Source organism: Sphingopyxis panaciterrae, assembly GCF_011762125.1.
Classification (GTDB): domain Bacteria; phylum Pseudomonadota; class Alphaproteobacteria; order Sphingomonadales; family Sphingomonadaceae; genus Sphingopyxis; species Sphingopyxis panaciterrae.
Genome location: NZ_JAASQN010000002.1, coordinates 543,123 through 568,572, shown reverse-complemented (window position 1 = coordinate 568,572; position 25,450 = coordinate 543,123). Strand labels below are relative to the sequence as shown.

23 protein-coding genes are annotated in these 25,450 nt (G+C 62.6%); 17 read left to right on the top strand and 6 right to left on the bottom strand.

Features of this window, described 5'->3' with window-relative positions:
* Positions 1 to 32 precede the first annotated feature (32 nt).
* The 9 genes from FHR22_RS10335 to FHR22_RS10295 all read left to right on the top strand — a co-directional run bounded on the left by FHR22_RS10335 (position 33) and on the right by FHR22_RS10295 (position 10,356).
* Positions 33 to 905 (top strand): DUF1932 domain-containing protein, encoded by an 873-nt coding sequence (locus FHR22_RS10335; RefSeq protein WP_166941782.1) that lies wholly within the window; start codon positions 33 to 35, stop codon positions 903 to 905.
* Entirely contained in the window at positions 902 to 1,807 is a 906-nt protein-coding gene (locus FHR22_RS10330) for an amidohydrolase family protein (RefSeq protein ID WP_243853639.1), read from the top strand. Before FHR22_RS10335 ends, FHR22_RS10330 begins: the two co-directional genes overlap by 4 nt.
* The gene (gene ligA / locus FHR22_RS10325; protein WP_166941780.1) at positions 1,804 to 2,217 is read left to right on the top strand and encodes a protocatechuate 4,5-dioxygenase subunit alpha; all 414 of its coding nucleotides are present in this window, start codon (positions 1,804 to 1,806) and stop codon (positions 2,215 to 2,217) included. Before FHR22_RS10330 ends, ligA begins: the two co-directional genes overlap by 4 nt.
* The gene (locus FHR22_RS10320; RefSeq protein WP_166941779.1) at positions 2,214 to 3,164 is read left to right on the top strand and encodes a Gfo/Idh/MocA family oxidoreductase; all 951 of its coding nucleotides are present in this window, start codon (positions 2,214 to 2,216) and stop codon (positions 3,162 to 3,164) included. The genes ligA and FHR22_RS10320 overlap by 4 nt, the downstream gene beginning before the upstream one ends.
* A complete protein-coding gene (locus FHR22_RS10315) occupies positions 3,161 to 4,567 on the top strand; it encodes an aldehyde dehydrogenase (RefSeq protein ID WP_166941778.1) in 1,407 nt (468 codons plus the stop codon). The genes FHR22_RS10320 and FHR22_RS10315 overlap by 4 nt, the downstream gene beginning before the upstream one ends.
* 90 nt (positions 4,568 to 4,657) lie before the next feature.
* Entirely contained in the window at positions 4,658 to 6,040 is a 1,383-nt protein-coding gene (locus FHR22_RS10310) for a CapA family protein (RefSeq protein ID WP_166941777.1), read from the top strand.
* A 115-nt stretch (positions 6,041 to 6,155) separates the two neighbouring features.
* Entirely contained in the window at positions 6,156 to 6,710 is a 555-nt protein-coding gene (locus FHR22_RS10305) for an RNA polymerase sigma factor (protein WP_166941776.1), read from the top strand.
* Positions 6,703 to 7,716: a FecR domain-containing protein gene (locus FHR22_RS10300; RefSeq protein ID WP_166941775.1), complete on the top strand. Its 1,014-nt coding sequence runs from the start codon at positions 6,703 to 6,705 to the stop codon at positions 7,714 to 7,716. Before FHR22_RS10305 ends, FHR22_RS10300 begins: the two co-directional genes overlap by 8 nt.
* 45 nt (positions 7,717 to 7,761) lie before the next feature.
* Positions 7,762 to 10,356: a TonB-dependent receptor gene (locus tag FHR22_RS10295; RefSeq protein ID WP_243853638.1), complete on the top strand. Its 2,595-nt coding sequence runs from the start codon at positions 7,762 to 7,764 to the stop codon at positions 10,354 to 10,356.
* A 61-nt stretch (positions 10,357 to 10,417) separates the two neighbouring features.
* Here FHR22_RS10295 and FHR22_RS10290 read toward each other — a convergent pair whose 3' ends face one another.
* Positions 10,418 to 10,561: a hypothetical protein gene (locus FHR22_RS10290; protein WP_166941774.1), complete on the bottom strand. Its 144-nt coding sequence runs from the start codon at positions 10,559 to 10,561 to the stop codon at positions 10,418 to 10,420.
* A 46-nt stretch (positions 10,562 to 10,607) separates the two neighbouring features.
* Between FHR22_RS10290 and FHR22_RS10285 the strand changes: the two genes are divergently transcribed.
* The 4 genes from FHR22_RS10285 to FHR22_RS10270 all read left to right on the top strand — a co-directional run bounded on the left by FHR22_RS10285 (position 10,608) and on the right by FHR22_RS10270 (position 16,248).
* Positions 10,608 to 12,035 carry a S10 family serine carboxypeptidase-like protein gene (locus tag FHR22_RS10285; protein ID WP_166941772.1) on the top strand — a complete coding sequence of 476 codons (1,428 nt, stop codon included), beginning with the start codon at positions 10,608 to 10,610 and terminating at the stop codon, positions 12,033 to 12,035.
* 307 nt (positions 12,036 to 12,342) lie between these two features.
* Positions 12,343 to 12,747, top strand: coding sequence for a Rid family detoxifying hydrolase (locus FHR22_RS10280; protein WP_166941770.1), 405 nt, complete (start codon positions 12,343 to 12,345; stop codon positions 12,745 to 12,747).
* A 437-nt stretch (positions 12,748 to 13,184) separates the two neighbouring features.
* The gene (locus tag FHR22_RS10275) at positions 13,185 to 15,137 is read left to right on the top strand and encodes an FAD-dependent oxidoreductase (protein ID WP_166941768.1); all 1,953 of its coding nucleotides are present in this window, start codon (positions 13,185 to 13,187) and stop codon (positions 15,135 to 15,137) included.
* 16 nt (positions 15,138 to 15,153) lie between these two features.
* Positions 15,154 to 16,248, top strand: coding sequence for a threonine aldolase family protein (locus FHR22_RS10270; protein WP_166941766.1), 1,095 nt, complete (start codon positions 15,154 to 15,156; stop codon positions 16,246 to 16,248).
* 122 nt (positions 16,249 to 16,370) lie between these two features.
* Here the strand turns inward: FHR22_RS10270 and FHR22_RS10265 are convergent, their stop codons facing one another.
* The 3 genes from FHR22_RS10265 to FHR22_RS10255 all read right to left on the bottom strand — a co-directional run bounded on the left by FHR22_RS10265 (position 16,371) and on the right by FHR22_RS10255 (position 19,726).
* Entirely contained in the window at positions 16,371 to 17,276 is a 906-nt protein-coding gene (locus FHR22_RS10265) for a class III extradiol dioxygenase subunit beta (protein WP_166941764.1), read from the bottom strand.
* Between the two features lie 141 nt (positions 17,277 to 17,417).
* The gene (locus FHR22_RS10260) at positions 17,418 to 18,443 is read right to left on the bottom strand and encodes an amidohydrolase family protein (protein WP_166941762.1); all 1,026 of its coding nucleotides are present in this window, start codon (positions 18,441 to 18,443) and stop codon (positions 17,418 to 17,420) included.
* Between the two features lie 59 nt (positions 18,444 to 18,502).
* Positions 18,503 to 19,726, bottom strand: a complete 1,224-nt coding sequence (locus FHR22_RS10255; protein ID WP_166941760.1) for a LysR family transcriptional regulator — start codon at positions 19,724 to 19,726, stop codon at positions 18,503 to 18,505.
* Positions 19,727 to 19,824: 98 nt separating this feature from the next.
* On the opposite strand from FHR22_RS10255, the gene ligK reads away from it, so the two are divergent.
* Positions 19,825 to 20,499, top strand: coding sequence for a 4-carboxy-4-hydroxy-2-oxoadipate aldolase/oxaloacetate decarboxylase (ligK, locus tag FHR22_RS10250; protein WP_166941758.1), 675 nt, complete (start codon positions 19,825 to 19,827; stop codon positions 20,497 to 20,499).
* Complete coding sequence (locus FHR22_RS10245) at positions 20,492 to 21,547, top strand: 4-oxalomesaconate tautomerase (RefSeq protein WP_166941756.1); 1,056 nt, start codon at positions 20,492 to 20,494, stop codon at positions 21,545 to 21,547. Before ligK ends, FHR22_RS10245 begins: the two co-directional genes overlap by 8 nt.
* Before the next feature lie 52 nt (positions 21,548 to 21,599).
* Here FHR22_RS10245 and FHR22_RS10240 read toward each other — a convergent pair whose 3' ends face one another.
* Positions 21,600 to 22,439, bottom strand: coding sequence for a helix-turn-helix transcriptional regulator (locus tag FHR22_RS10240; RefSeq protein WP_166941754.1), 840 nt, complete (start codon positions 22,437 to 22,439; stop codon positions 21,600 to 21,602).
* Between the two features lie 99 nt (positions 22,440 to 22,538).
* Here FHR22_RS10240 and FHR22_RS10235 point away from each other — a divergent pair, with 99 nt between their 5' ends.
* Together FHR22_RS10235 and FHR22_RS22760 are read left to right on the top strand one after the other, a co-directional pair.
* Complete coding sequence (locus tag FHR22_RS10235) at positions 22,539 to 23,441, top strand: SDR family oxidoreductase (protein ID WP_166941752.1); 903 nt, start codon at positions 22,539 to 22,541, stop codon at positions 23,439 to 23,441.
* 905 nt (positions 23,442 to 24,346) lie between these two features.
* A complete protein-coding gene (locus FHR22_RS22760; protein ID WP_166941750.1) occupies positions 24,347 to 24,718 on the top strand; it encodes a helix-turn-helix domain-containing protein in 372 nt (123 codons plus the stop codon).
* 153 nt (positions 24,719 to 24,871) lie between these two features.
* On the opposite strand, the gene FHR22_RS10225 is transcribed toward FHR22_RS22760, so the two are convergent.
* On the bottom strand, positions 24,872 to 25,306 hold the full coding sequence (locus FHR22_RS10225; protein WP_166941748.1) for a hypothetical protein: 435 nt from the start codon (positions 25,304 to 25,306) through the stop codon (positions 24,872 to 24,874).
* Positions 25,307 to 25,450: the final 144 nt, after the last annotated feature.

Here is a 25,450-nt window from a genome sequence, read left to right as displayed (position 1 = left end):
CGCCGGCCAAGCTGGGGTCGATAGGACTTCGCATGAAGCAAAGGCTCGCCCTGATTGGATTCGGCGAAGCGGCGCAGGCGTTCGCGCGTGGATTGTCTCCTGCGCTAGCCGCATACGACCGCCTGACCGACGCCGCGCCCACCCGCGATGGCAAGCTGGCCGACTATGGCCGGCTGGGGGTCGATGGATGTGCCGCAGCTGGCGAGGCGCTCGCCGGCGCGTTCGCGGCCTTGTCGTTGGTCACTGCCGACCAGGCCTATGCCGCTGCCGAAGCTGCGGGCGGACTGGCTGTCGGCGCCTTCTGGTTCGACATGAACAGCGTCGCGCCTGAAACGAAACGCGCCGCTGCGGTGACGATCGAAACCTATGGCGGACGATATGTCGACGTCGCCGTGATGGCGCCAGTCCATCCCGGCGGCACGGACGTCCCGCTGCTCGTCTCCGGCCCCCACGCTGAGGATGCGACAGTCTGTCTGCGCGAAATCGGCTTTACCGGCGTGCGCGCGATCGAAGGACCGGTCGGAGCGGCGTCCGCGGTCAAGATGATCCGTTCGGTGATGGTGAAAGGCATGGAAGCGCTATCCGCCGAGTGCGCGCTCGCCGCCGATGCGGCCGGTTTGAGAAGCGAGGTGATCGCTTCGCTCGATGCGGGCTGGCCTGGCGCGGACTGGGCGAACCGGTTCGATTATAATCTTGAACGAATGATGGTCCATGGCCGTCGGCGTGCCGCCGAGATGACCGAGGTTGTCGCGACGCTCGACGCCCTTGGTACCGGCTCGGCGATGAGCCGCGGCACCGTAGCCGGTCAGGAAAGGCTCGGGCGGCTCGGCATAGCGCCGCCCAAAGGCCTCGACGCCAAGCTCGCCATGCTGCGTTCCGCTCTGCGAAGTGGACAGGCGGCATGACGGACGGCTTTACCATGGATGCCGACTGGCTGGCCTTCCATCCGAACCCGGCGCGTCCGGATTTCGGACCGCCGGCCGGCGCGGTCGATGCCCATTGTCATGTGTTCGGCCCGGGCGATCATTTCCCCTATGCGCCCGAGCGTAAATATACGCCGTGTGACGCGGGACGCGACCGGCTCTTCGCGCTGCGCGATTTCCTCGGCTTCGAGCGGAATGTCGTCGTCCAGGCGACGTGCCATGGCACGGATAATAGCGCGATGGTCGATGCGCTCATTCATTCGGGCGGCAAGGCGCGGGGCGTTGCGGCCGTCGCGGCGGGCGTAACACGCTCCGAGATTGCGGCGATGCACGAGGCGGGCGTAAGGGGCGTGCGGTTCAACTATGTGAAGCGCCTCGTCGATCCGAAGCCCGATCTACTTTATCGGCGCATCATCGATCTTGTCGCAGAGTTCGGCTGGCACGTGGTCATCTATTTCGAGGCGGCCGACCTTGCCGAGAAATGGGACTTCTTCACCTCGCTGCCGACAATCGTCGTTGTCGACCATATGGGTCGCCCCGACGTCACGAAATCGCTCGGCGACCCCGACTTCGCAAGATTTCTGAGGCTTATGGAGCGCGGCAATATCTGGGCAAAAGTGACCTGCCCCGAGCGCTTGTCGCGGTCAGGTCCACCAGGCTACGACGACTTTGTCCCCTTCGCACGCGAGGTGGTCGGACGCTTTCCCGATCGCGTGCTGTGGGGGACCGACTGGCCCCACCCCAACATGGCCATGGTGGGACATATGCCGGACGACGGCTGGCTGGTCGATATGATCCCGCGGATTGCAACCACCGCCGAACTGCAGCGCAAACTTCTCGTCGATAATCCGATGCGACTCTATTGGCCCGAGGCCGCGCCATGAGTGCGCCGCGCGATATCCAGGTCTATCTCGCCTCGCTCGAGGATATTCCCGGCACGCGCATTTTCACGGCGGCGAGGGCGCGGCAGGGATATCATCTGAACCAGTTCGCGATGAGCCTGATGACGGCAGAAAATCGCGCGCGATTCAAGGCCGACGAGCGGGCCTATCTGGACGAATGGCCGCTCAGTGCGGACCAGCGGCAGGCGGTTCTCGAGCGCGACTATAATCGCTGTCTCGACCTTGGAGGGAACATCTACTTCCTCGCCAAGCTCTTCTCGACCGACGGGCAGAGCTTCGTCCAGGCGGTCAGCACGATGACCGGCATGGAGCTTGCCGACTATCAGGCGATGATGCTGGCCGGCGGGCGTAGCCCGGAGGGACAGCGCTCGAAACTGGAGAATGGACAATGAAGATCGCGCTCGCCGGCGCCGGGGCTTTCGGAGAAAAGCATCTTGACGGCCTCAGGAATATCGACGGCGTCGAAGTCGTGAGCCTGATCGGCAGAACTCTCGAGCAGACACAGGCAGTCGCCGCCAGATATGGCATTGCTCATGCCACGATCGAACTTGGCGAGAGCCTCTCGATACCGGAAGTCGATGCGGTCATCCTCTGCACGCCGACCCAGATGCACGCGGCCCAGGCGATTCAATGCATGGATGCGGGCAAGCACGTCCAGGTCGAAATCCCGCTCGCCGACAGCCTTGCCGACGCCGAGGCAGTGCTGGCGAAGCAGCAAGCGACCGGCCTTGTCTGCATGGTCGGCCACACCCGTCGCTTCAATCCCAGTCACCAATATCTGCATCGCAAATTCACGAGCGGGGAAGCCGCGGTCCAGCAGATGGACGTGCAGACCTATTTCTTTCGCCGCAAGAATATCAACGCGAGAGGCGAGGCGCGCAGTTGGACCGATCATCTGTTGTGGCACCACGCGGCCCATAGCGTTGATCTGTTCGCCTGGCAGGCGGGACCGATCGTGCAGGCCCATGCAATCGAAGGGCCGCGGCATCCCGACCTCGGCATTGCGATGGACATGTCGATCCAGCTGAAGGCGCAAAGCGGTGCGATTTGTACGCTCAGCCTGTCGTTCAATAATGACGGGCCGCTCGGTACTTTCTTTCGCTACATCTGCGACAATGGCACCTGGATTGCGCGCTACGACGATCTGGTCACCGGCACGGAAGAGGCCGTCGATCTGACCGGCGTCGCCGTGTCAAACAATGGCATCGAGCTACAAGATCGCGAATTCGTCAATGCTATACGGGAGGGCCGCGAGCCGAACAGCAGCATCGCGCAGGTCCTGCCATGCTACCGCGTTCTCGACCAGCTTGAGCGGCAGCTCGCGGGAGAGACATCATGACGCGGCCGACTTTCGACCGGATCAATCCGGTGACGGGCGATATTGCGACAACCGCTCCCGCAATGACTGTTGTGGATGCCAAGAATGCCGTTTCGGCCGCCGCTGCCGCGTTCCCCGCCTGGTCGGCGCTCGGGCCCAATGCCCGCCGTGCACTGCTGGCCAAGGCGGCCGACGCGCTGGAAGCGAAGGCCGATGCCTTCATCGACGCGATGATGGGCGAGATCGGCGCAACCGAAGGCTGGGCGCGGTTCAATCTGACGCTCGCCGCTGGGATGGTCCGCGAGGCGGCGGCATTGACGACCCAGATCGGGGGCGAGGTCATCCCGTCGGACAAGCCCGGCTGTATCGCGATGGCGCTGCGCGAGCCGGTAGGCGTGCTGCTCGGTATCGCGCCATGGAACGCGCCGATCATCCTCGGCGTGCGCGCGATCGCGGTGCCGCTCGCCTGCGGCAACACGGTCGTGTTCAAGGCGAGCGAGAAATGCCCGCGCACGCATGGTCTGATTGCCGAGGCATTTGCCGACGCCGGGCTGCCGGCGGGCGCGGTGTCGATCGTGACGCATCGCCCCGAGGATGCCGCCGAAATCGTCGGCGCGCTGATCGACGCGCCGGATATCCAGCGGATCAATTTCACCGGATCGACCGATGTCGGCAAGATCATCGCCAGACGCGCGGCCGAGCATCTGAAGCCGGTGCTGCTGGAGCTTGGCGGCAAGGCGCCGCTGATCGTCCTCGATGATGCAGATCTCGACGAGGTGGTGAAGGCAGCGGCGTTCGGTGCTTTCATGAACCAGGGCCAGATCTGTATGTCGACCGAGCGGATCATCGTCGTCGAAGCGGTCGCCGACGCCTTCGTGGAGGCATTCGCCGCGAAGGTTGCGACGCTGGCGGTCGGCGATCCGCGCGCTGGCAAAACGCCGCTCGGCGCAGTGATCGACCGGCAGACGGTCGATCATGTCAAGGCGCTGGTCGTGGACGCGGTCGGGACCGGCGCGGTACAGATCGCGGGCGGCGAGGCTGTCGGCGTTCTCATGCCGGCGCATGTCATCGATTATGTGACTCCGACGATGAAGCTGTTTCGCGACGAAAGCTTCGGGCCGGTCGTCGGCGTCATCCGCGCGCGCGACGAAGCACATGCTATCGAGCTTGCCAACGACACCGACTATGGCCTGTCGGCCTCGGTCTTTACGCGGGACACGGCACGTGGTCTGCGGGTAGCGCGCCAGATCAAATCGGGCATTTGCCATATCAATGGCCCGACCGTCCACGACGAGGCGCAAATGCCGTTCGGCGGGGTCAAAGCCTCTGGCTACGGCCGCTTCGGCGGCAAGGCGGGCATCGATAGCTTTACCGAGCTGCGCTGGGTCACCATCGAAACCCAGCCCGGCCATTACCCGATCTAAGGACGCCGCCATGCCCGAACCCGGGCGGCACATCGACTGGTGTTCGCCGTAAAGCGGACGAGGCTCAGGAAGCATTGAGGGAGAGTGGAGATGAAGAGATCGGGGAGCCTCAAGCGCCGGATGGCGTCGCTGCTCTGTTTGGCAGCGCTTCTCGCCCCGCCGCTGCTCGCAAAAGAGGGGAAAAAGGACGAAGCTCCGGTCGTGACTGTTGCATTCGGCGGTGACATGATCGGCCCCGTCCATCCCATGAACCGCGCGACCGATCCGGCCTTTGCCGAGGTCGCCGAACTGTTCCGCAAAGCCGACGTCGGCTTCGTGAATCAGGAAAATGCGGTCTTCGATTTGAACCGCTTCTCCGGTTATCCTTCGGCCGAGAATGGTGGCGGTTATCCGCTACGCTACGCGAGCCATGCCGCCGAACTCAAGGATATGGGTGCGAGCCTCGTCTCGGTGGCGAACAACCATCCGACCGATTGGGGTGCGGAAGGTCTGGTTTCGACGCTTCGCAATCTCGCCGATGCAGGCGTCGTGGCCGGCGGGGCTGGACTCAGCGACGCGTCGGCACGCGCACCGGTGTTCCAGATCACGCCCAAGGGTGCGATCGCGCTGGTTGCGACCGCATCGACTTTTCCGCCAACAGCGGTCGCCGGCCCGGCGCTAGAACGGCATGCAACGACGTCGAAGCCGCGGCCGGGGATCAGCCCGCTTCACGTCCGCAAGGTCCGCGTCGTGCCTCCCGAACTGTACACGGCGGTATTGGAAGCGGCCGGGCCGACAGCGCTTCGCGAAGGACCCGACATCCGCGTGGGCGACCAGTTGTTTCGCCAGGGCGAGACACTGGAATCGATTTGGGAGATGAAGCCGTCCGATAAGGACGCGTTGCTTAATTCCGTTGTTGAAGCGAGAAAGCGTGCGGACGTCGTCCTCTTTTCGATCCACGCGCATGAAACCGCGGGTGAGGAGGAGGGGCCTGCCATCGCCTATCACCCCGTATTTCTTCAGCACGCGAACGAGGCGGCAAGTCCCAACGACCCCCGCCCGGCGAGCTTTCAAATCGAACTGTTTCACGCGGTCATCGACCGCGGGGCAAGCGCGGTTGCGCGGCACGGCCCGCACATCATCGGCGGCATTGAAATCTACAAAGGCACGCCGATCTTTTACGGACTTGGAAGCCTCTTCCTCGATTTCGGCGGCGAACGGGTGCTCGATACGCCGAGCGGAGAAAAAATCCATGTGCCGGACAGATGGTTCGACAGCTTCGTCCCGGTGGTGACCTACAGCGGCGGGAAAGCGAAAACCATCACGCTTCATCCGGTGGCAATCGAACCAGGTGCAGGCGCACGGAGCGGCTCGCCGAGCCTCGCGCGCGGTGCACGCGCGCAAGTCATCTTGAAACAATTGCAAAGCTTGTCGGCGCCATTCGGCACGAGGATAAAGATCGTCGGCGATGTCGGAATTATCGAAGTGAAATGAGAGAATGCGTGTGGGGGCGGCGAACGATGAAGATGGAACGGACCAGAATCACCCGGTTTGAACGATGACTCGCTTTGCTAATCCGCCTATGATCTGGACTGGGAGGCGGTGGAATTTGCTGGGCTCGAAAGCAAAATCGCAAAATCCTATGGCTGATGCTGGAAACGGCAGGGAGCTCGACACCCTTTATCGTGACCATCGCGACACCATTGTTCGTTACATTCAGCGGGCCTTCGGATCGGGGCCGCCCGATCCGTCCGACGTGGCACAGGTCGCCTTCGAGAAATTTCTGGCGATCGACGGGCGGGAGGGCATCGAAAATCCTCGGGCGTTCCTGATCGCCAGCGCGCGCAACCATGTGCTCGATCAGCGCCGCAGGCTGAAGGTCCGCGGCGACTACGCTTCCGATGTCAGGGCGACCGGCGAAGAGACTGACGATTTTGATCCCGAGCGCGTCTTAGTGGCGAAAGAGCAATGGCGGCTGCTGGAGCTGACCATTCAGGACATGGATCCGCGCCGAAGGGATATTTTGGTAATGAATCGGATCCACGGACTGAGCAGCGCGGAAATCGCAAGGCAGATGAACTGTTCGGCGACGTTGGTGAAAATGCTATTGGCTCAGGCGCTCGTGCTATGTCAGCGCGCGCTCAGAGAGGTGGAATGTGAGTAACGACGCGTATCTATATGACGCGGATCAGGAACGGATCGACGAGCAAGCGAGCGAATGGATCGTGCTGTTCGACGAACGCGAGCTCACGGCTTTCGAGCAGAACGAATTCGAAATTTGGCTTGCGGCCGATCCGAGGCATCGCGACACTTGGACCGAATTGTCTCGCACATGGGCGACGCTCCCGGTGCTTGACGTCGGGCAGGGTGCGCCTGCGGTGCCGCCGCCCGCGCCGGCAAGTCGGTGGAGCCGGATGCGCACGCCGAAGATCGCGCTTGGCGGCTTTGGTGCGATCGCCGCCGCGTTTCTGATTTTCGCGCTTTCTCCATCCTTGTTATCTCGGCCGCTGGTCTATCAGACCGACGTGGCGCAGACGCAGCTGCTGACGCTGGACGACGGCAGCCAAGTCACGCTAGGTCCCAAATCGAAGCTGACCGTGAAGTTTGGGGAGCGCGACCGGCGCGTCGTTCTCGGTGGCGGTGAGGCATTTTTTGAAGTGGCCCACAATAAAAAGCGACCATTTTTTGTCGAGGCTGGGCAGTCGGTGACGCGCGTGGTTGGCACCAAGTTCGACGTGAATTATGCGGCTGACTCGGTGCGTGTCGCCGTGCTCGAGGGGCTCGTTCAGGTGAGCAGGCCCGATCCGGACCCCGCCGAGCGATCGGCCGTCGCCATGTTGCGGGCGGGGCAGCGGGCGGAAATCAGCCTTGATGCCCGCATGACGGCCGCGACGGCGATTAGCCGCCGTCCGGCGCCCACGCCCGGCGCATGGCGCGAAGGGCGGCTGGTCTATGAGAATAGCCGCTTGGCCGACCTTGTCTCGGATGTGAATCGTTATTACGCGCCCGGTGTCACGGTGAATGACAAGGCGATCCTCGATCTGCGGGTGACAGCATCGTTCAAGGCGAGCGAGATACCGGCATTCCTGGCGTCGGTCGGCACCGTTCTTCCCGTCAGCGCCACTGCAACCGGCGGCGGAAGTTATCGCCTGGAATCGGCCGACAAATGAGGTGCGGGCAGGCACCTGCGGTTTCTTGACCCACGCAACTGACGATTGGCCCGTGTCGCGCGTCAATTGTTTGAGAGGCGATCGGCCGGGATGGCAACGTCAAGGCCGCATCGCGTAGCAAGGGGGCCTATGGTCGGTGCATTCAGAACGGGCTTGTTGCGGGCAGCTCTGCTCGCCGCGGTTGGCGGGGGAACCATGGTTGCCGCGCCGTTCGCGATCGCCCAAAGCCAAGCACGGCAGTTCGACATTCCGGCTCAGCCGCTGGGAGCCGCACTCCTTGAATTCTCGCGTCAATCCGACGTGCTGATCATATTCTCTCCGGACATCGCGGCTGGCAAAAAGTCGCGACCCGTTCGCGGGTCCATGCACGTGAATGTCGCTATTGCCGAGCTTTTACGCGGCTCGGGTTTGCGCGCAGTCGCCAATTCGAAAGGCGGCTTTCGGGTCGAGCGTATCTTGCGGGGGCGATCCGCGGCGGCCGGGCGGCCGCAGGAAAAAATAAGGCCCTCTTCGTCGGCCCGGCCCGCGCAGCCCATCGCAGCGGCGCGTGTGCCGGAAATCATCGTGACGGCGCAGAAGCGATCGGAGCTGGTGCAGGATACGCCGGTGCCCGTCACGGTCATCGATCCGCGTCAACTCGCCGCGCGCAACCAGACCCGGCTGCAGGATTATTTCGAGCAAATACCGGGCGTCGGCCTCAACGCACAGGGCAATGGTAAGGCAAATATCATCATTCGCGGCATTTCCACCGGTGTCTTCGGCAATCCGACGGTGGCGGTGTCGATCGACGATGTCCCGTATGGGAGCAGCACCGCGCTGGCCGACGGCCAGCTGGTGCAGCCCGACCTCGATCCTGCCGATCTCGAGCGCATCGAAGTGCTGCGAGGGCCACAGGGCACGCTGTACGGTGCCGCCAGCCTTGGCGGGCTCGTCAAATATGTGACGAAGGATCCTTCGGTCGAGCGCGCATCGGGCCGTATTCAGTCGGACGTGAGTGCCGTCCACAAGGGAGAGGTCGGCTATGGCGTGCGCGGGTCGGTCAACTTGCCGCTTGGCGAGCGGACGGCGATCCGCGCGAGCGCCTATTCCCGGCGCACACCAGGCTATGTCGACAATATCCTGACTGGCGGCACCGATATCAACCGGATCGATGTCGTGGGCGGACGTGTCGGCCTGTTGATCCGGCCGACCGAGACGCTGACCGTCCGGCTGGGCGCGATGCATCAATATTCGCATGGCGACGGCAGTTCACGGGTGACGACCGATTATCTCCAACGGCAGATTCTCGGCGATCTCAATCAGTCGCTGCTGCAGGGCAGCGGTGCGTATCGCACGCGCAGCACGCTGTTCACTGCCAATATCGATCTCGACCTTGAAGACATCGAACTGAAATCGGTGACGGGCTATGGCCGCAACCGCAACAAGGAAACGTCCGACAGCTCCGGTCTTTTCGCTTCGGTCGCGCCCGGCAGTTACCTGACCAGCAATATGCGGACGGGAAAGTTCACCCAGGAACTCCGCCTCTCCTCGCCGGCCGCACGGTCTTTCGAATGGCTGATCGGCGGCTTTTATACCAGGGAAGATAGCCGGAGCATCCAGGTGATAGATGCCGTCGATCCGGCGAGCGGAGCATTTGTCGCCAACCTGCTCGCAGCCGATTTTCCTACGACCTATGAGGAAATGGCCGTGTTCGGCGATGCGACCTACCACGCCACGTCCCGGTTCAGCCTGCAACTCGGTTTGCGATACAGCCGCAATTGGCAAAGCTACCGCGAGATTGATCTTGGCCCGCTCGGCGAGGTTTCTCCGGGCGTTCCCTTCACCGCCTCGGCGAAGTCCGAGGATGATGCCGTCACCTTCCTCGTTGTCCCCCAATACAGGGTCAACCGGCACCTGATGACCTATTTCCGCTTTGCCTCAGGTTATCGTCCCGGGGGACCCAACGGATCGGCAGCGCGTTTCGCGCTGCCGCGAACATTCGACGCCGATACCACGCTGAACTACGAACTCGGATTCAAGGGCGACGCTCTTGATGGGCGCCTTACGTTCGATATGGCGGCTTATTTTATCGACTGGCGGCGCGTACAGGTTCGCATTCTCGATCCCGACGCCCAGCTCTTTTCCTATTTCACGAACGGCGGCAAGGCCGACAGCCGGGGCGTCGAAGTGGCGTTCCAGTATCGCGGCGCGCAGGGGCTGCGCCTGTCGTTGGCCGGAAGCTACAATCTGGCCCGCTACTCGGAAAATCCACCCGCAGGCGTTGGCGCCTTCAAAGGCGACCGCTTGCCTTTCAGTTCGAAGTTCAGCGGTTCGATATCGGCCGATTATGACAGGGCGCTCGACGATCAATGGACGGCTTCGCTCGGCGCAACGCTTTCCTATATCGGCGAGCGCGAGGAGCGTTTTGCGCAGCGGCCCGGTAGTATTCGGACAGAATTGCCTGGTTTTGCCAGGCTCGATTTTCGCGCCGGCGTTCGAAACGACAAGTGGACTTTCGGCTTGTTCGGCCGGAACATGACCGACAGGCGGGGGGCATTGGCGTCTACCGCCGAAACCGCGCGTGCCCTGGTCTCAAGCCCTTTTGGCACCCACTTCATCCCTCCGCGCATGATCGGTCTCTATCTGGACCGGTCCTTCTGACGTCGGGCGGGTGTGTTTTTTCTAAATTCAGCGACCTAATCCAGCAATTTCATGGGAAGAATTAGAGCATGTTCAGATCGAAGCCGGTAAAGATGCTTTGGACCGCAATCGCCTTGTCCTGGTTATCACCCGCTTTCGCCGACGAGGTCCCCGCGATAATGCCGTCGGCCTCGACTTGGCCGGCGGTGGCCGTGTTCGCCGACATGGGCCCGCGACAATTTTCGGCGGAGCGCAGCGGAACCTTCGGTGGGATGAAAATCCGCTACGAGGCCAGACTGTCTGAGTTTCTGGTGAAGGACCGTGACGGAAAACCGGCCTCCAGCCTGTTCGCCACCACCTTCGTGGCGAAGGGGGAACGGTCTAGAGCAGCCGCACGCCCCGTAATCTTCATTTTCAACGGCGGCCCTGGCGGATCGTCGAACACCTTGTTGTTCGGCGCGATGGGCCCGGATCGGCTCCGGGAATTCGACGTCGCGGCGATGGGAAACCCGGCGACGCCGGTTGTTCCCAACGAGGATGCCGTCCTCGATATCGCGGACCTCGTTTTCATCGATGCGCCGGAAACCGGCTATGGTCGCCCGCTTCCGGGGAGCGATCCCAAGACCTTTCGTTCAACCGACGGCGATTCGAGCGCGTTCGCACAAGTGATCCTGCGTTGGCTGACCGACAATGGACGCCTGTCGTCGCCCGTGTATATCCTGGGAGAAAGCTATGGCTCAATTCGCGCCGTGCTGCTGGCGCGCGACCTTCGCGTGGCGACGCCAAGCCTGGAGCCGGCCGGGTTGATTCTCGTCTCGCAGGCATTTTGGTACAATGGCCTGGCGACCGACATGGTGAAGCTTCCCGACCCGGTGCGCGCGATCAACAGTCTTCCCGATATAGCGGCCCTCGCCTGGCATCATGGGCTGATCGACAACAAGCGGCAGACCCTCGAGGAGGCGGTGCGCGCCGCCGAGGCGTTTGCGCTCAAGGATTATGGCTCGGCGCTGGTGGCGGGCAATCGCGCCCCTGAAGCCGAGCGGTTGCGGGTCGCGAACCGGCTGGCCGAGCTCACCGGCGTGCCAGCAACGACATGGCTCGCGGGGAACCTGCGCCTGTCCAATATTCGGCGCCAGTTGCTGGCCGAGCGCAAGCTGGCGCTCGGTCAGTTCGACGGGCGCGAGGTCGAGCCTATCGAGACCGTGCCCGATGATGCGAAGCGCGATTTCACGGCGATGATGGCGGGGTTGACTGCTGCAACGGGCAAGCTGCGGACGGACATTTTCCACGCCGAGGGATTGCCCAACTATCGTTCGGTCGTCGAAGACCCTTTCGCGTTCGATGAGAGCTGGAGCTATATCAAGGCGCCCCATTCCGGGTCCGAGATCATCCTGCGCGAGCAGATGGCGGCAATGCCGAAGATGCGTCTGATGGTGACACAGGGTATTTTCGACACGACGACGACGATGGGTGAGACCGATTATCAGTTCAGTCAGATCGGGGCGCCTAGCGATCGCACGAGCTTTGCCTATTATCCGGGCGGGCATATGCTCTATTCGGAAGATGAAGGCCGCCGGGCGTTCCTGGCGGATGTGCGCGCCTTCGTCAGCGGGCGGCCACTTGCCCAGCGTCCTTTCCCCAATCCGGCGCCAGGACAAATCGGCGGCAAGACTCAAGCGGCGCCGAACGGGGCGCGGTGACCGGGGCTGCCAACCCGCCGCACCCCGCCGACGGGCTGCCGCAATGGCAGAGAGTGATTGGGCGATGCCCGCGACGCGGCGCATCGATGCTGCGGAAAATATCTGCGAGACGATGCGCGGCGGCGCCCGCCTGCATGCGGCCTCTGGTTGCCGAGGGCGCCGCGGCTGCGCTGTTCGGTGTACCCACCGGTCCGGGGTCCTGTCGTGCGATCCGGTGCGGCGCTCACGCGAAGGCATCCGGCACTGAGATCATCTGAGAGTATATAAAAACCTGTTCAATATCAAATCATTAGAGGAAAGACTTGTCATGACAAATGTCGAAGGCCGCTCCGGGCACAGCGTCATCGTCGAAGCGGAGGGCTGCCTGCGTGCGGGGCCCTATTCGCTCGCCAGCCAGCTCGGGGACATGCTATTCACCTCGGGGCAAATCGGCCTCGATGCCGCCACGGGCGCACTGGTGGAGGGAGGGTTCGAGGCGCAGACGCGGCAGGTGTTCCGAAATCTGAAGTCGCTTCTCGATGCTGCGGGTCTAGGCTTCAGCGACGTCATCAAGGCGAATAATTTCTTGACCGACGTGTCGAACTTTGCGGCTTTCAACGCGATCTACGCCGAAAATTTCGCGGAACCTTATCCCGCGCGGACAACGATCGGCGTTGCGAGCCTGCCGCTCGGCGCGCTCGTCGAAGTCGAGTTCATCGTGCGAGCCCGCTGAACGACGGGCGGCAGGAATAGCGGATCGTTCAGTTAGCGGCGACAATGCGCTGGCATCAAGCCGCATGCGGTTCAGGCCGGGCTGTAAATTACCGCCAACATCGCTGTGCGCTCTGCTTTAACGCCCGGACCGGGACATGGCCCGCCGCCAGATCTTTTGCGCTTCGCAGGCGGTGGCTAGGGTAGGAAATCAAGCCTTGATCGCGGCGATGACCGATCAGGTTTGAACCGTCGTCGGCGCGGCGCGCCTCTAGACTTTCATCTCGCCTTCAGAATCTTCCTTCGTGTTTTGCGCTGGAGCAGGCCGACGTGGGCGCGTGGTTTCCCGACGCCCCGCCTCCTTGCAACGGCGGATGAGATCGCGCGCAAAAAAAGGCGTCCTTTTCGGACGATTGACGATGCTGGCGCGTCAAATGGATGAAGACAAGGATCAGCGATATGGGCAACGGATCAGACTTGCCGGCGATGGGCGGTAACAAGGGCGACGAAAGCCTCGGCATTACCTGCCCGATTACTCGGCGCGACTTCGTCAACGGCGCGCTCGCGGCAAGCGGTGTCTTCGCCTTGGCCGGATGCGGTTCCTCCGGCGGGACGGGCGGGAGCGTAAACGGACCGTCTGGATCGGCGTGGACCGGCTTTGGCGGGGTCGGCGACTATCAATGGTCGAACGGCAATACGGAGGCCGTCGTCCATGCCGCGCATGGCATCCGCGACGGGCTCTACGACACGGCGAGTGCCGGCGCCGTCGATGAGGAATTCGACCTGATCGTCGTCGGAGGAGGCTTTACGGGGCTTACCGCCGTCTATGAATTCACCAAAGGCGCGAAGCCCGGCCAAAAGGCGTTGCTGCTCGAAAACCATCCCTTCCCGGGCGGCGAAGCCAAGCAGAATGAACTCGATGTAGACGGCATCCGTGTCGTCGGCCCGCAGGGGTCGAACGGCGCCGCGGAAATCGTGCCGGCGTTGCAGGGCACGCCCTACGAAGTGTACGGTAACTATTTCCGCGAGCTGGATATTCCGCTGACCTATGATCTCCAGCAGCTCGGCGGCGGTGCCGAGAAGCTGGAGCTTCCTAACGAGCATTTTGATTCGATGTTCCCGACTTCGCTTGCGCCGCTCAACTATTATTTCGGCCCGGGGAAATGGGCCAAGAATCCCGCCCGGCAGGATTTCGCCAACACGCCCTGGCCCGCAAATGAGCAACGCGACCTGGCTGACTTCGTGCACAATCGCCGTGATCTGATTTCGAAGGAAGCCGACCCCGACCGCTGGCTCGACAGCATGACCTATGCCGAACTGCTCAAGAAGCTCGGCTATGGCGATCGGGTGATCGACTTCGTTGATCCCTATCTGGCGGTGGGCTTGTTCGGGGTCAGCAGCGAGGCGATCTCGGCGAAAGCGGTCAGCATCGTCGGCCTGTCGGGAACCAAGCCAGCCGATGCGCCGCCCAAGCGCGGCGGCATTCACGCCATGTCCTTTCCCGGCGGCAATGCCGCCATCTACCGCGCGATGCTCCGCAAGGTCGCACCCGGGAGCTTCGCCCCCCAGACCACCACCGACCAACTGCTCGTCACCGGTCCGGCGAAGCTCGCGGCTCTCGACATGCCCGGAAACCAGGTTCGCGTCCGCTGTTCGAGCACGGTCGTGCGCGTTGAGCATGAAGGCGATCCGAGGACCGCCGGCCATGTGATCGTCACCTATATAAAGGACGGCAAGCCGCATCGCGCGCGTGCGAAATCGGTCGTCGTCGCGGCGGGCGGCTGGGTCGCGCGGCGGATGGTGCGTGACCTTTCGCCGGAGTTCACGCAGGCGTTCTCGGGTCTCCGATACGGTCCTGTGCTCGTGGTCAATGTCGCGGTTCGCAACTGGCGCTGGCTTGCAAAGCTCGGACTTCCGGGGGTCCGGACATTCTCGGGCGGTATCTTCTGGCATGTCACCGCGCGGCAAAATTTCGCGCTGGGCAGCGACAAACGCACCATGACGCCCGACGATCCGATGATGCTGACATTCTATATTCCCGTGCTCACGCGAGGGCAGGACCCCGACATTCAGGGCGCGCTCGCGCGAACACAGATCATGGAATGGTCCTATGCCGATATCGAACGTCGCCTTCGGACGCAGATGAACGATATCTTCGGCCCATCGGGCTTCGACGCGAAGCGTGACATCGCGGGGATCGTCGTGAACCGCTGGGGACACGCCTATTCGGCTCCGCGCCCCGGATTTTTCTATGACAAGGACGGCGGCCCAGGGCCCATCGACCTGCTGCAGAAACCGCACGGCCGGGTCGTTTTCTGCCATTCCGAATATGAAGGCCGGCAGAGCATGGCGAACGCAATGCTGCAGGGTCGGCGCGGGGCGCGCGATGCCCTCGACATCATGAACGGCTAAAGAAGGGCGGTACAGTTTGACCGAAGATGAGCAGGCACTCCGGCTGGGATGCGCCCATATCCTGCCGGGACATAAGACGGTTCCTGTGCCGGGGCTTCTCCAGGCCCTGGCAGCGCATCCAGCGGCGCAGCGACAGCCGGATTTCTACGGTTCGGGCGGCGCGGTATCGGAGCTGGAGGAGCGGACCGCGGCGTTGCTTGGCAAGGAACGCGGCCTGTTCGTCATAAAGGGCGTCACAGCGCAATTCTCGGTCTTGCGGCGCTATGCCGAGCAGGCGGGAACCGACAATGTCGCGATCCATCCCCTCAGCCATATCGATGTCGACGAACTGAACGGCCTCGAGCGGGTTGCCGGACTTGCCCCGGTGCGTTTGGGAAGTTCCGGCCCCTTTTTGCTGCGCGACGTCGAACGGATCAGCGACCCTCTGGCGGCGATCGTCGTCGAATTGCCGCTGCGCCGCGCGGGCTATCTCCTTCCACCCCTCGACGAACTCAAGGCGATTTCGGCTTGGTGTCGGTCGCGCGATATTCCTCTGCATTTCGATGGTGCCCGCCTGTGGGAAGCTGCTGCGGGTTATGGGATCGCGCTTCGCGAACTCGCGGATCTGGCCGACAGCATCTATGTTTCCTTCTACAAGGGAATGGGCGGCTTGGGGGGCGCCGTCGTCGCCGGCTCGGGGGATTTCATTGCATCGCTCGGAACCTGGAAGGCCCGTTTCGGCGGCAATCTGTTCACGGCTTTTCCCTATGCTCTCTCCGCGCTTTCGGGTCTCGACCACCACCTTCCGGCCATGCCAGACTATGTTGCGCGGGCCCGGGAAATGGCGGCGAAACTATCCGAACGCTTTCTCGTCAATCCGATGATGCCGCACGCCAATGCTTTCCAACTGATTTTGCCGGGCAAGCCGGAAGGGCTGACGACCCTCAACCGGCGCTTTGCGGCAGAGAAGGGGGTCTGGCTGTTCAACACCGTCGTGACTGCTCCGCTGGCCGGTCATGCAATTGCCGAGGTGGTGATCGGCGACAATTCCCGAAGTCACACCGCGGCGGACGCGGTAGGTTGGATCGAGGCTTTTATCGAAGAGGCACGCGCAGAACAGGGACAGGAATGACGGATGGAAAGCATCGCTGACGCGGCGGCATTCGGACAATCCTCTCCCGAAAATATCCGCTGACGGCAGGCGCAATTTACACCCCGAGAATGTGAGAATTGGGCCTGTCAGCGCGGCGCGACCTAACCGGATATCGTCGTCAGACTATGGATTCGCGCCGGAATCGGTCCAGGCGGCACGCTTCCATCGACCGGTTCCAGCACGATATGGCCGATCGCCGTGTTGCTGCACGGAATGTGGTAGTGTCGGTGAAGGCAGCGCGTTTCCTTGCCCAGCGCGCCGCGCATGATCAACCACATCACCATTTCAATGCCTTCGGACCCCGTCTCGCGCAAATATTCGATATGCGGGATCCAGCGCGCCGCGTCGCTGTCGCCTGCCAGGGCATCGAGAAACCTGTTGTCCCACTCGCGGTTGAGCAGCCCCGCGCGGGGACCCTGTAACTGGTGACTCATGCCGCCCGTACCCCAGATCTGGACATTGAGATCCTCGGGAAAGCTGTTCACGGCGCGCGCGATCGCCTCGCCAATCGCCCAGCACCGATTTCCCGACGGGACGGGATAGGTGACGACATTCACCGCGAAAGGAATGACCTTGACGGGCCACACGTCCGGGGTTCCGAACATCATCGACAACGGCACGGTCAGGCCGTGATCGACAGCCATCTCGTTGATGATCGTCATGTCGAACTCGTCGAGTATCAGGCTCTGCGTGATGTGCCAGGCGAGGTCGGGGTGGCCATCGACATCGGGGACGGGCCGGGGTCCCCAGCCTTCGTCGGCCGATACGAAGCGTTCTGCGCATCCGATCGCAAAGGTGGGGACGATCTTCATATCGAAAGCCGACGCATGATCATTGTAAACAAGAATGACTACGTCGGGCTTTGCCATCTCCGCTTCCCAATGCCTCGTCCACTCATAGCCCTTGAAGATCGGACCGAAATAGGCGTCGCCCGTTTTGCCTTGGTCAACGGCGACGCCAAGGAGCGGGACGTGGCTCGATCCGACACCGGCAGAGATGCGCGCCATATCAATGATTTCCTTTGATCCGGTGGTAGCCCGGCGAACAGGTCTTGATCCTGAGCTCAGGCACGCAGGTCCTTTCAATCATCGCCGAGCTATAGCCGACATGCGGCGCTCCCGGCGAAGAATGGTTTGAACAGGAGCAGGTCACAGACCCGCTCTTTTCAGCCTGGCGTCCAGCCGGGGATAGACGCGGCGAGCGTTGTCCTCGAAAATCGCGTGACGTTCCGTGTCGCTGATGTTCAATGCCTCGATATAGCGTTTCGTGTCGTCGAAATATTCGCCGGTCGTCGGATCGACCCCTCGAACCGCGCCAACCATCTCGCTGCCGAACAGGATGTTGCTGGTATCGATCACACGGGCGAGGAGATCGATTCCCGGCTGGTGATAGACGCAGGTGTCGAAAAAGATATTGTTCATCAGATGTTCGTCGAGTGACGGCTTGTCGAGCATGTCGGCAAGGCCCCGATAGCGCCCCCAATGATAGGGGACCGCGCCGCCGCCGTGCGGAATGATGAACCGGAGCGTCGGGAATTCAGCGAAGAGATTTCCTTCGAGCAATTGCATGAAGGCGATCGTGTCGGCCGCGATATAATAGCCTCCGGTCGCGTGCATCGCCGGATTGCAGCTGCCGGAAACATGGATCATTGCCGGCACGTCGAGTTCGACCATTTTCTCGTAAAGGGGGAACCAATAAGGGTCCGTCAGGGGGGGGTGCGTGAAATGACCACCCCCCGGGTCGGGATTGAGGTTGCAGCCCACGAATCCAAGTTCGACGACGCATCGCTCCAGTTCGGCGATGCTGGTGGCCAAATCGGTCTTTGGCGATTGCGGCAGCATGCACACACCGGCGAAGCTGTCGGGAAAGAGATCGACCACTCGCGCGATCAGATCGTTGCAACGCTGCGCCCACTCCCTGGCAACGTTCTCGTCGCCGATATGCGGTGCCATCGCCGAGGCGCGCGGTGAGAAGACCGTCATGTTGGCGCCGCGCTCGCGAATCAAGCGCAGCTGATTCCTTTCGATCGTCTCGCGAATCTCGGCGTCGGAGATATCCGGGTAGAGCGGAGCCGGAACACCCGCCTCGAACGCCCTCTTTTGCGACTCGCGCCAAGCGTCATGCGCCGCAGGCACGACGGTATAATGTCCGTGGCAATCGATAATCAGCGACATGTGGCCTGTTCCTTATCCGGTGGCCCTTCTCGCTCTCACCGATTAAGCCATGGTCCGGTTCAAGAAAGCGGCCTATTCGCTGCCGGCGACGTGCGGCCAATCGAAACGGTCGCCGGGCTATAAATTTTTGTGGACAAAGATTCGGAAATTACCCTGAGGAGACCGAGAAGCAGTGCTTGCCTTGCGGTGGGCCGCCAGTCGCCGCGATAGGTGACCCCGATGGTCCGCCCCAGGCTGCCGGGTGCAGGACCATAGGCGGCGAGCCACCCGGTTTCGAGCTCAAGCGCAATCTGGTCCGAAGAAAGCAAAGCCAGGCGATCGCTGCCATGCAGCATCTGGCGGATCATCATCGCGGATCCGCACTCGATCGCCACATGGGGCGGCCGCCCCCCGAGCTTTTCGAACATTTCGCTCCAGAGCGTGCGGAGCGGCGTGCCGACCGCGGGCATGATCCACGGATAAGCACCGAGATGGACGGCCTCGATATCGCCACGAACCGCTTCCAGCGGATGGCCCTTGCGTCCGACGATCAGCGGTATGTCGGGAAACAGCGGTTCCGAACGAAGGTCGACGCCTTCGGGCGCGCGCAGCGCGCCGACCATCAGGTCGATCCGGCCGTCGCGCAACAGCACGACGAGCTCCGCATAGGAACCTTCAACCACGGAAATGTCAGTTCCCGGATGCTCGGCGTGAAATGCCGAGATCGCTTCGGGCAACAGACGGGCGCGGGCCAGCGGCATCGCCCCGATTCTGATCGAGCCGATCTCACGCCCGGCCAACGCCGCGAGCTCGACAAGTCCAGCTTCGATTTCGACGATGGCGAGGCGGAGATTGCGTGCGGTTTCCTGTCCTTGCGTGGTCAGGACGAGACTGCGCCCGCGCCTGTTCAGCAGGCGGGGGCCAAGCGCTATCTGGAAATCGCCGACCGCGCGATGCAGCGATGCCTCCGAGATCCCCATAGCCTTTGCGGCTGCGGCGTAGGTTCCATGGTCCACAAAGCCGAGGAAGGCCCTGATCTGGGCCATCGTGGCGCGGCGCGAGCCGACGAGCCGCAAGGCCGCCTCGATGCGATCAGACATGAGAATGCCGGCTGCCGTGGGCTCCATTCCCTCGGGCTGCCGGGTAAACAGCGGCATGCCGAGCTGCCGCTCCAGCTTCGCGACGCCTTGCGTGATGGCTGGCTGTGTCAGATGCACCATGCGTGCCGCCGCACTGATCGATCCCGAAGACCGGACCGCCGCGAGTGCGGCAAGATGGCGAAGATTCAGGTCATGGGTCCGCATCGCATTTCATTAGCATAAATTTATGCCTCGTGCAGCGAAGCCATTTGCGGGCCTTGGCGGGATAAGCTTTCTGCGGGCGGGCAAGAAGGAGCAATCGCATGAGCGGAGTCGTTGTCCGATCCATCGAACGCGCGATACCTGAAATCGTCGACGGGCTTGGCCGGTGCGGCGTGGCGACGGTGCACGAGGCCCAAGGACGGACGGGTCTCATGGCGCCCTATATGCGACCGATATTCCCCGGCACGCGCGTTGCCGGTAGCGCCGTTACGATTTCCGCACCGCCCGGCGACAATTGGATGGTGCATGTGGCGATAGAGCAGTTGCAGGCGGGCGATATTTTGGTGCTGGCGCCGACCAGCCCCTGCACCGACGGCTATTTTGGCGACTTGCTTGCGACCTCGGCAGCAGCGCGGGGATGCCGCGGCTTGGTCATTGAGGCGGGCGTCCGCGACGTGAGCGACCTTATCCAAATGGGTTTCCCCGTCTGGTCGCGCGCCATCCATGCGCAGGGAACCGTCAAGGCGACGGTCGGATCCGTGAACATACCGATCGTCTGCGCTGGCGGTTTAGTTCACCCGGGCGATGTCATCGTCGCCGACGATGACGGCGTCTGCGTCGTGACAAGAGACCGCGCGGAAGAGGTTCTGGAAAGCGCGCGGAGGCGCGAAGCCGCGGAAGAGCAAAAACGCCGACGGCTCGCGGTGGGTGAACTCGGCCTCGACATTTATGACATGCGCTCCAAGCTGGAGGCGGCTGGATTGCGCTATGTCTGAGTCTGTCCGCTGCATGTGGATGCGCGGGGGAACATCGAAAGGCGGATATTTTCTCGGCGAGGATTTGCCCGCGGACCGCGCGGCGCGCGATGCCTTTCTCCTGCGGATCATGGGTTCTCCCGACGCGCGCCAGATTGACGGCATGGGCGGTGCAGACCCGCTGACCAGCAAGGTCGCTGTCATCAGCAAGTCGAGCCGCGACGGCATCGATGTCGACTATCTGTTTCTGCAGATATTCGTCGATCAGGCCTTGGTCAGCGACGCCCAGAACTGCGGAAACATTCTCGCGGGAGTGGGGCCGTTCGCCATCGAACGCGGCCTCGTCTCTGCCACCGGCGATGAAACAACCGTGAGAATCTTCATGGAGAACACCGACCAGGTCGCCGTCGCGACAGTCCAGACGCCTGGCGGTTCGCCCTGCTACGCCGGGGATGCGCGGATCGACGGGGTTCCCGGAAAAGCCGCTCCCATCTTCCTCGAATTTCGCGATACCGCAGGCTCGTCTTGCGGGGCGTTGCTGCCCACCGGCAATGCCTCCGACATGGTTGAAGGTGTCCGGGTCACGCTGATCGACAACGGTATGCCGTGCGTCATCATGCGGGCGGCAGACGTGGGCATCACCGGCTATGAGGATCGCGATACTCTCAACGCGGACACGGCGCTCAAGGAGCGTTTGGAATCCATCAGGCTGGCCGTCGGGGAGCGGATGAATCTGGGCGAAGTGCGCAAGAAATCGGTGCCCAAAATGATGCTCGTCGCGCCTCCGCGCGATGGCGGCGCCGTTACGGTTCGCAGCTTCATTCCGCATGTCGCGCATGCGAGCGTCGGGGTGCTGGGAGCGGTCAGCGTGGCGACCGCTTGTCTGATTGAAGGCTCGACGGCAGCCGAGATTGCCAACATACCGTCGGGGCAGCGCAAGACTTTGCCTATCGAACATCCCACCGGCGAATTGAGCTGTCAGCTCGATCTCGATACGCAGGGCCAAGTGATCAGCGTGGCCTTGCTTCGCAGCGCGCGCAAACTGATGGACGGCTTTGTTTTCGATTGAGCTGCCGCCTTGTCGGAGGCATCCTCGGCGCGGGTAGCGGCGACAGCTCAGGCTAGACTTGCGCGTCCGCATCGCAATCGAGAATAAGCATGTGCACGCGTTCCGCCACCTCTGGCGTTGCCGGGTGATAGACCATCATGTTGAGATCCGACCTACCTTCGACGGCAAAGGTTGAAATCTCAAGCTCGATCGGTCCGATCCGGGGATGGTGCAGGCGTTTCACGCCGTCTCCGTGACCCTGAACCTCATTTTCACGCCACAATGCTTCGAACTCCGGGCTCATTCGCGAGAGTTCCTCGACCAGCTGGCCGATCTCCGCGCCAGCGCCGGCGCGCGCCGCATCCGCTCGGAACGCGCCGACCACGAAGCGCGCGACGCCGAGCCAATCGTCCTGGACGGCGCGCGCGTGAGCGTTGGAGAACATCAGGCGCAGGACATTGCGTTGATGCCGGGGGAGCCGGGAATAATCGGTCAGCACTAAAGCCGCGGCCGCGTTCCAGGCGATCACGTCCCAGGTGGCGGTCCGGATGACCGCGGGGGTGAAGGGCAACGCGTCGAGCACCCGTTGCAACCGCGGCGTGATGCCGTCCGGCTCGCGGTAGCGCGCTTCGGGAGGATGGCCAAAGGCCAGGATGTGAAGATGCTCGCGCTCGGGTTCGGTCAGCATCAGTCCCGTCGCAATACGTTCGAGAACATCGGTGGATGGCGCCCCGCCGCGCCCCTGCTCGAGCCAGGTGTACCAGGTCGGGCTGATATTGGCGCGTTGGGCCACCTCCTCCCGGCGGAGCCCGGGCGTGCGCCGGCGTTTTGCCGAAAAGCCGAACTTTGCCGGATCAAGCCGCATGCGGCGATCGCGCAGAAATGTGCCAAGAAAATTCCCGGAATCGGACATCGTCAGCCTGTTGACTTTTATACTATGATAAGATCACTACTTTAACAGGAATAGATGCTAGCCATAAACGCCTCTCTGAACAATATCGGAGATGTCTTCATGCGTGTTTTCCTTACAGGTGCGACCGGTTTCATCGGATCGCGGATCGTTCCCGAACTTCTCGCAGCAGGGCACCGGGTGCTCGGCCTGACCCGGTCAGATGGCGGGGCGAAGTTTCTTGCCGAGGCGGGTGCCGAGGTGCATCGCGGCGCGCTCGAGGATCTGGGCAGCATTCGGGCGGGGGCTGCGGATGCCGACGCGGTGATCCACACCGCTTTCGATCATGACTTCGAGAACTTCGCGGCGAACTGCGAAAAGGACCAGCGTGTCATCGCGGCGTTGGGTTCGGTGCTCAAAGGCTCGGACCGGCCGCTGCTGATCACGTCGGGCACCGGGATGGGCGATGCGGGAGATGGTCATCCAGCCTCCGAGGATGTGTACAATCCTCACCAACCCAATCCGCGCGTGCTTTCCGAAGTCGCGGCACAGGCGCTCCTGGAAGATGGCGTCAACATATCGGTCGTCCGCCTCCCGCAGGTTCACGACAGGGCGAAACAGGGCCTCATCTCCCCCTATATCGATATTTCGCGCGAGAAAGGATCGGTGGCCTATGTCGCAGAAGGGAGCAACCGCTGGCCCGCAGCGCATGTCCTCGACGTCGCTAGGCTCTACGCTCTTGCTCTCGATCATTGTGAAGCAGGGGCGCGATACCATGCCGTTGCGGAAGAAGGCATTACCGCGCGCGCGATCGCCGAGGTGGTAGCCGCCCGCCTCGGCTTGCCGGTTATCTCTTTGTCTCCCGGCGAGGCGGCGGACTATTTCGGATGGTTCGCCATGTTCGCGAGTCTCGACATGCCGGCCGCGAGCACCCAGACGCGCGCGCAACTGGGCTGGCATCCGAATGGACCGGCGTTGCTCGACGATCTGCGGAACATGGATCCAGCAGCGCTGGCCGAGCGATGACGTCTCAGATATGTTGAAGACATCGAACCGGGGCGTCGAGAGCGGCCGAACCGACATCGGTCGATAACTCGCGCCCCGGCTCTTGTCGCAGGCTGACGCCGGTCAGTGACGCCGTGTCCCGGCGCGCCGCTGCGCGCAGTCCGGCCGATGGCCGGACAAGAGGAAGAGAGGGGCCCCGCTTCGCGACGGGTCAAGGCCAGGAGAGAGTCTCGCGGCGGCCTGTCACGGAGATGTGTCATGGCCAAGCCGGCCCCTAAACTCACGAACTCTCGCCTGCCGATAAGTCTGCGCACCGCGTCGTTCCATTTCGTCATGCTGAGGACGGTGCCGCGGTCCGGCGCACCCGACGCGCCTGCGCGCAAGCATAGCTGTCGCTGGCGTCCATCGTTCGAGCTATTCGACCGATAAGTCCGTGGCGATCATCGGCGCGCAATGCTATCATCTTGCAATCGCGGGAGGACCGGCGGGAAGGCGGACAGGCGCCGTGAAGAATATAATCCGCGAACCTGGGCGAGGTCAGATCGAGATGCGCAGATAGCACTGTGGCTCCGGCGGGAAAAGCCGATGATCGTCGGGATCCTGCCCAAGCCGGTGCCGCTGGAGCGGGAATGAAGGATCGCTCTATTGTGCGCGATTTCTTGAGGCGCCGCTGTCCCGATTCATTATCATAGTGCGGATGGGCGCAGCCTGTTTGACTAGGCTGCGGATCGAACTTTTCAACGCGTCGGCTCGATATCCGCGCAGCGTGACCGGATCGACGCCGGAAGAGCGGGTCGACATTATACCGCGATTGGCCGGATTGAAAGGAGTCGAATCACGATGTTTTATGCCTTGCATTCCGGGCATCCTGGCGCGCGATCCGCGGGTTACAGGGGAGCTTCCGGGTTTAGGCTTCGGTTCGTTGCATGACGATCGAGCGTCTCACCGCGCGGGAGAAGCAATACCTCAGACTGATTCTCGCGCCGATGCGTGCGAAGGAGGTTGCACAAGCGACAGGTCTTTCCGTCAATATGGTCAATGAACATCTCAAGTCCGCCCGCCGGAAGCTTGGAACCAGCGACAGCTGGAGCGCGGCGAGATTTTGCGGACGCTTGAGGACCCCACCAATAGTTCGGATACCAATAAATCAGGATCGCCCCAGCCGCCATCCGCCGGTCAAAACCGACCCACCGAGACGTCAGCATTGGAGCAGGCGGCGGTGGTGGAGCGGTCGCGCCTCCTGCCTTTCGCGACGAAAGACAGGCCTTGGAACGACCTTGAACTTGGATGGCGCCTGATTTGGCCCTTCATGCTCTTTGGCGCGATCGCCGTCGGAGCAGGGGCGATCATGGCGGTCGTATCGGAGCTCTCTCAGCTTACCATCGCTCTCACACGCTGACATCGGCTCTTGTCTAGCGACGGCCGCGGCGCCGTGGGGAGTGAAGATCATGTCATTTGTCGAAAAGCGTCAGATCCAGATACAGCGTCACGAGGTTGCCGGCGAAATCCTGTCCCACCTCGCAGCCTTCGAGACCGCTCTCGGGCGTGCGCTCTCGAGCGGGTCGGCGGTGCTGGGCTTGCTCCCCGAGGCCCGGGCGCGGGCACGCCTGTCCGGCGCCGTCGGCAACGAGGTGATCAGCGATTTTGTCGCCTCCATCGCCTTGATCAACGAAGCAATGGGCAAAGCCACCAGCGGGCACCAGAGCCTCGACGGGATGCGGCGCGACCTGAAAAATTCCCGAGACGCAGGGGGGCGACAAGATCCCTTTGCCCTCTTGGGAGAGCAAGCCGTCGGCACGTTCGGAAGATCCGGATGCGATTGCCGGTTGACCGGGCGCGCGACAATGCCGACTGCGGGCAGTCATGGTCAGGATACTGATATTCAACAGCCTTTATGTCGTCTCCACGCTCTTCGCGATCGTCCGCTGAGGGGCACCGGAGAGGATCGGCGCAGCCATCCTGATCGCCGACTTCCAGCTCAGCGCTTGGGTGGTCGCGCCGATGAGCACGCGCTTCAGCGGCGTCGAATA

Excerpts from the sequence above, each read along its gene's own strand:
- FHR22_RS10235 (WP_166941752.1), top strand. The coding sequence starts at position 22,539 with ATGCGTGTTTTCCTTACAGGTGCGACCGGTTTCATCGGATCGCGGATC.
- FHR22_RS10330 (WP_243853639.1), top strand. The coding sequence starts at position 902 with ATGACGGACGGCTTTACCATGGATGCCGACTGGCTGGCCTTCCATCCG.
- FHR22_RS22760 (WP_166941750.1), top strand. The coding sequence starts at position 24,347 with ATGACGATCGAGCGTCTCACCGCGCGGGAGAAGCAATACCTCAGACTG.
- FHR22_RS10240 (WP_166941754.1), bottom strand. The coding sequence starts at position 22,439 with ATGTCCGATTCCGGGAATTTTCTTGGCACATTTCTGCGCGATCGCCGC.
- FHR22_RS10335 (WP_166941782.1), top strand. The coding sequence starts at position 33 with ATGAAGCAAAGGCTCGCCCTGATTGGATTCGGCGAAGCGGCGCAGGCG.
- FHR22_RS10265 (WP_166941764.1), bottom strand. The coding sequence starts at position 17,276 with ATGGCGCGCATCTCTGCCGGTGTCGGATCGAGCCACGTCCCGCTCCTT.
- ligK (WP_166941758.1), top strand. The coding sequence starts at position 19,825 with ATGAGCGGAGTCGTTGTCCGATCCATCGAACGCGCGATACCTGAAATC.
- FHR22_RS10320 (WP_166941779.1), top strand. The coding sequence starts at position 2,214 with ATGAAGATCGCGCTCGCCGGCGCCGGGGCTTTCGGAGAAAAGCATCTT.
- FHR22_RS10310 (WP_166941777.1), top strand. The coding sequence starts at position 4,658 with ATGAAGAGATCGGGGAGCCTCAAGCGCCGGATGGCGTCGCTGCTCTGT.
- FHR22_RS10260 (WP_166941762.1), bottom strand. The coding sequence starts at position 18,443 with ATGTCGCTGATTATCGATTGCCACGGACATTATACCGTCGTGCCTGCG.
- FHR22_RS10315 (WP_166941778.1), top strand. The coding sequence starts at position 3,161 with ATGACGCGGCCGACTTTCGACCGGATCAATCCGGTGACGGGCGATATT.
- FHR22_RS10290 (WP_166941774.1), bottom strand. The coding sequence starts at position 10,561 with ATGTCGGCGAACACGGCCACCGCCGGCCAAGTCGAGGCCGACGGCATT.
- FHR22_RS10245 (WP_166941756.1), top strand. The coding sequence starts at position 20,492 with ATGTCTGAGTCTGTCCGCTGCATGTGGATGCGCGGGGGAACATCGAAA.
- FHR22_RS10255 (WP_166941760.1), bottom strand. The coding sequence starts at position 19,726 with ATGCGGACCCATGACCTGAATCTTCGCCATCTTGCCGCACTCGCGGCG.
- FHR22_RS10285 (WP_166941772.1), top strand. The coding sequence starts at position 10,608 with ATGAAAATCCGCTACGAGGCCAGACTGTCTGAGTTTCTGGTGAAGGAC.
- FHR22_RS10275 (WP_166941768.1), top strand. The coding sequence starts at position 13,185 with ATGGGCAACGGATCAGACTTGCCGGCGATGGGCGGTAACAAGGGCGAC.
- FHR22_RS10280 (WP_166941770.1), top strand. The coding sequence starts at position 12,343 with ATGACAAATGTCGAAGGCCGCTCCGGGCACAGCGTCATCGTCGAAGCG.
- ligA (WP_166941780.1), top strand. The coding sequence starts at position 1,804 with ATGAGTGCGCCGCGCGATATCCAGGTCTATCTCGCCTCGCTCGAGGAT.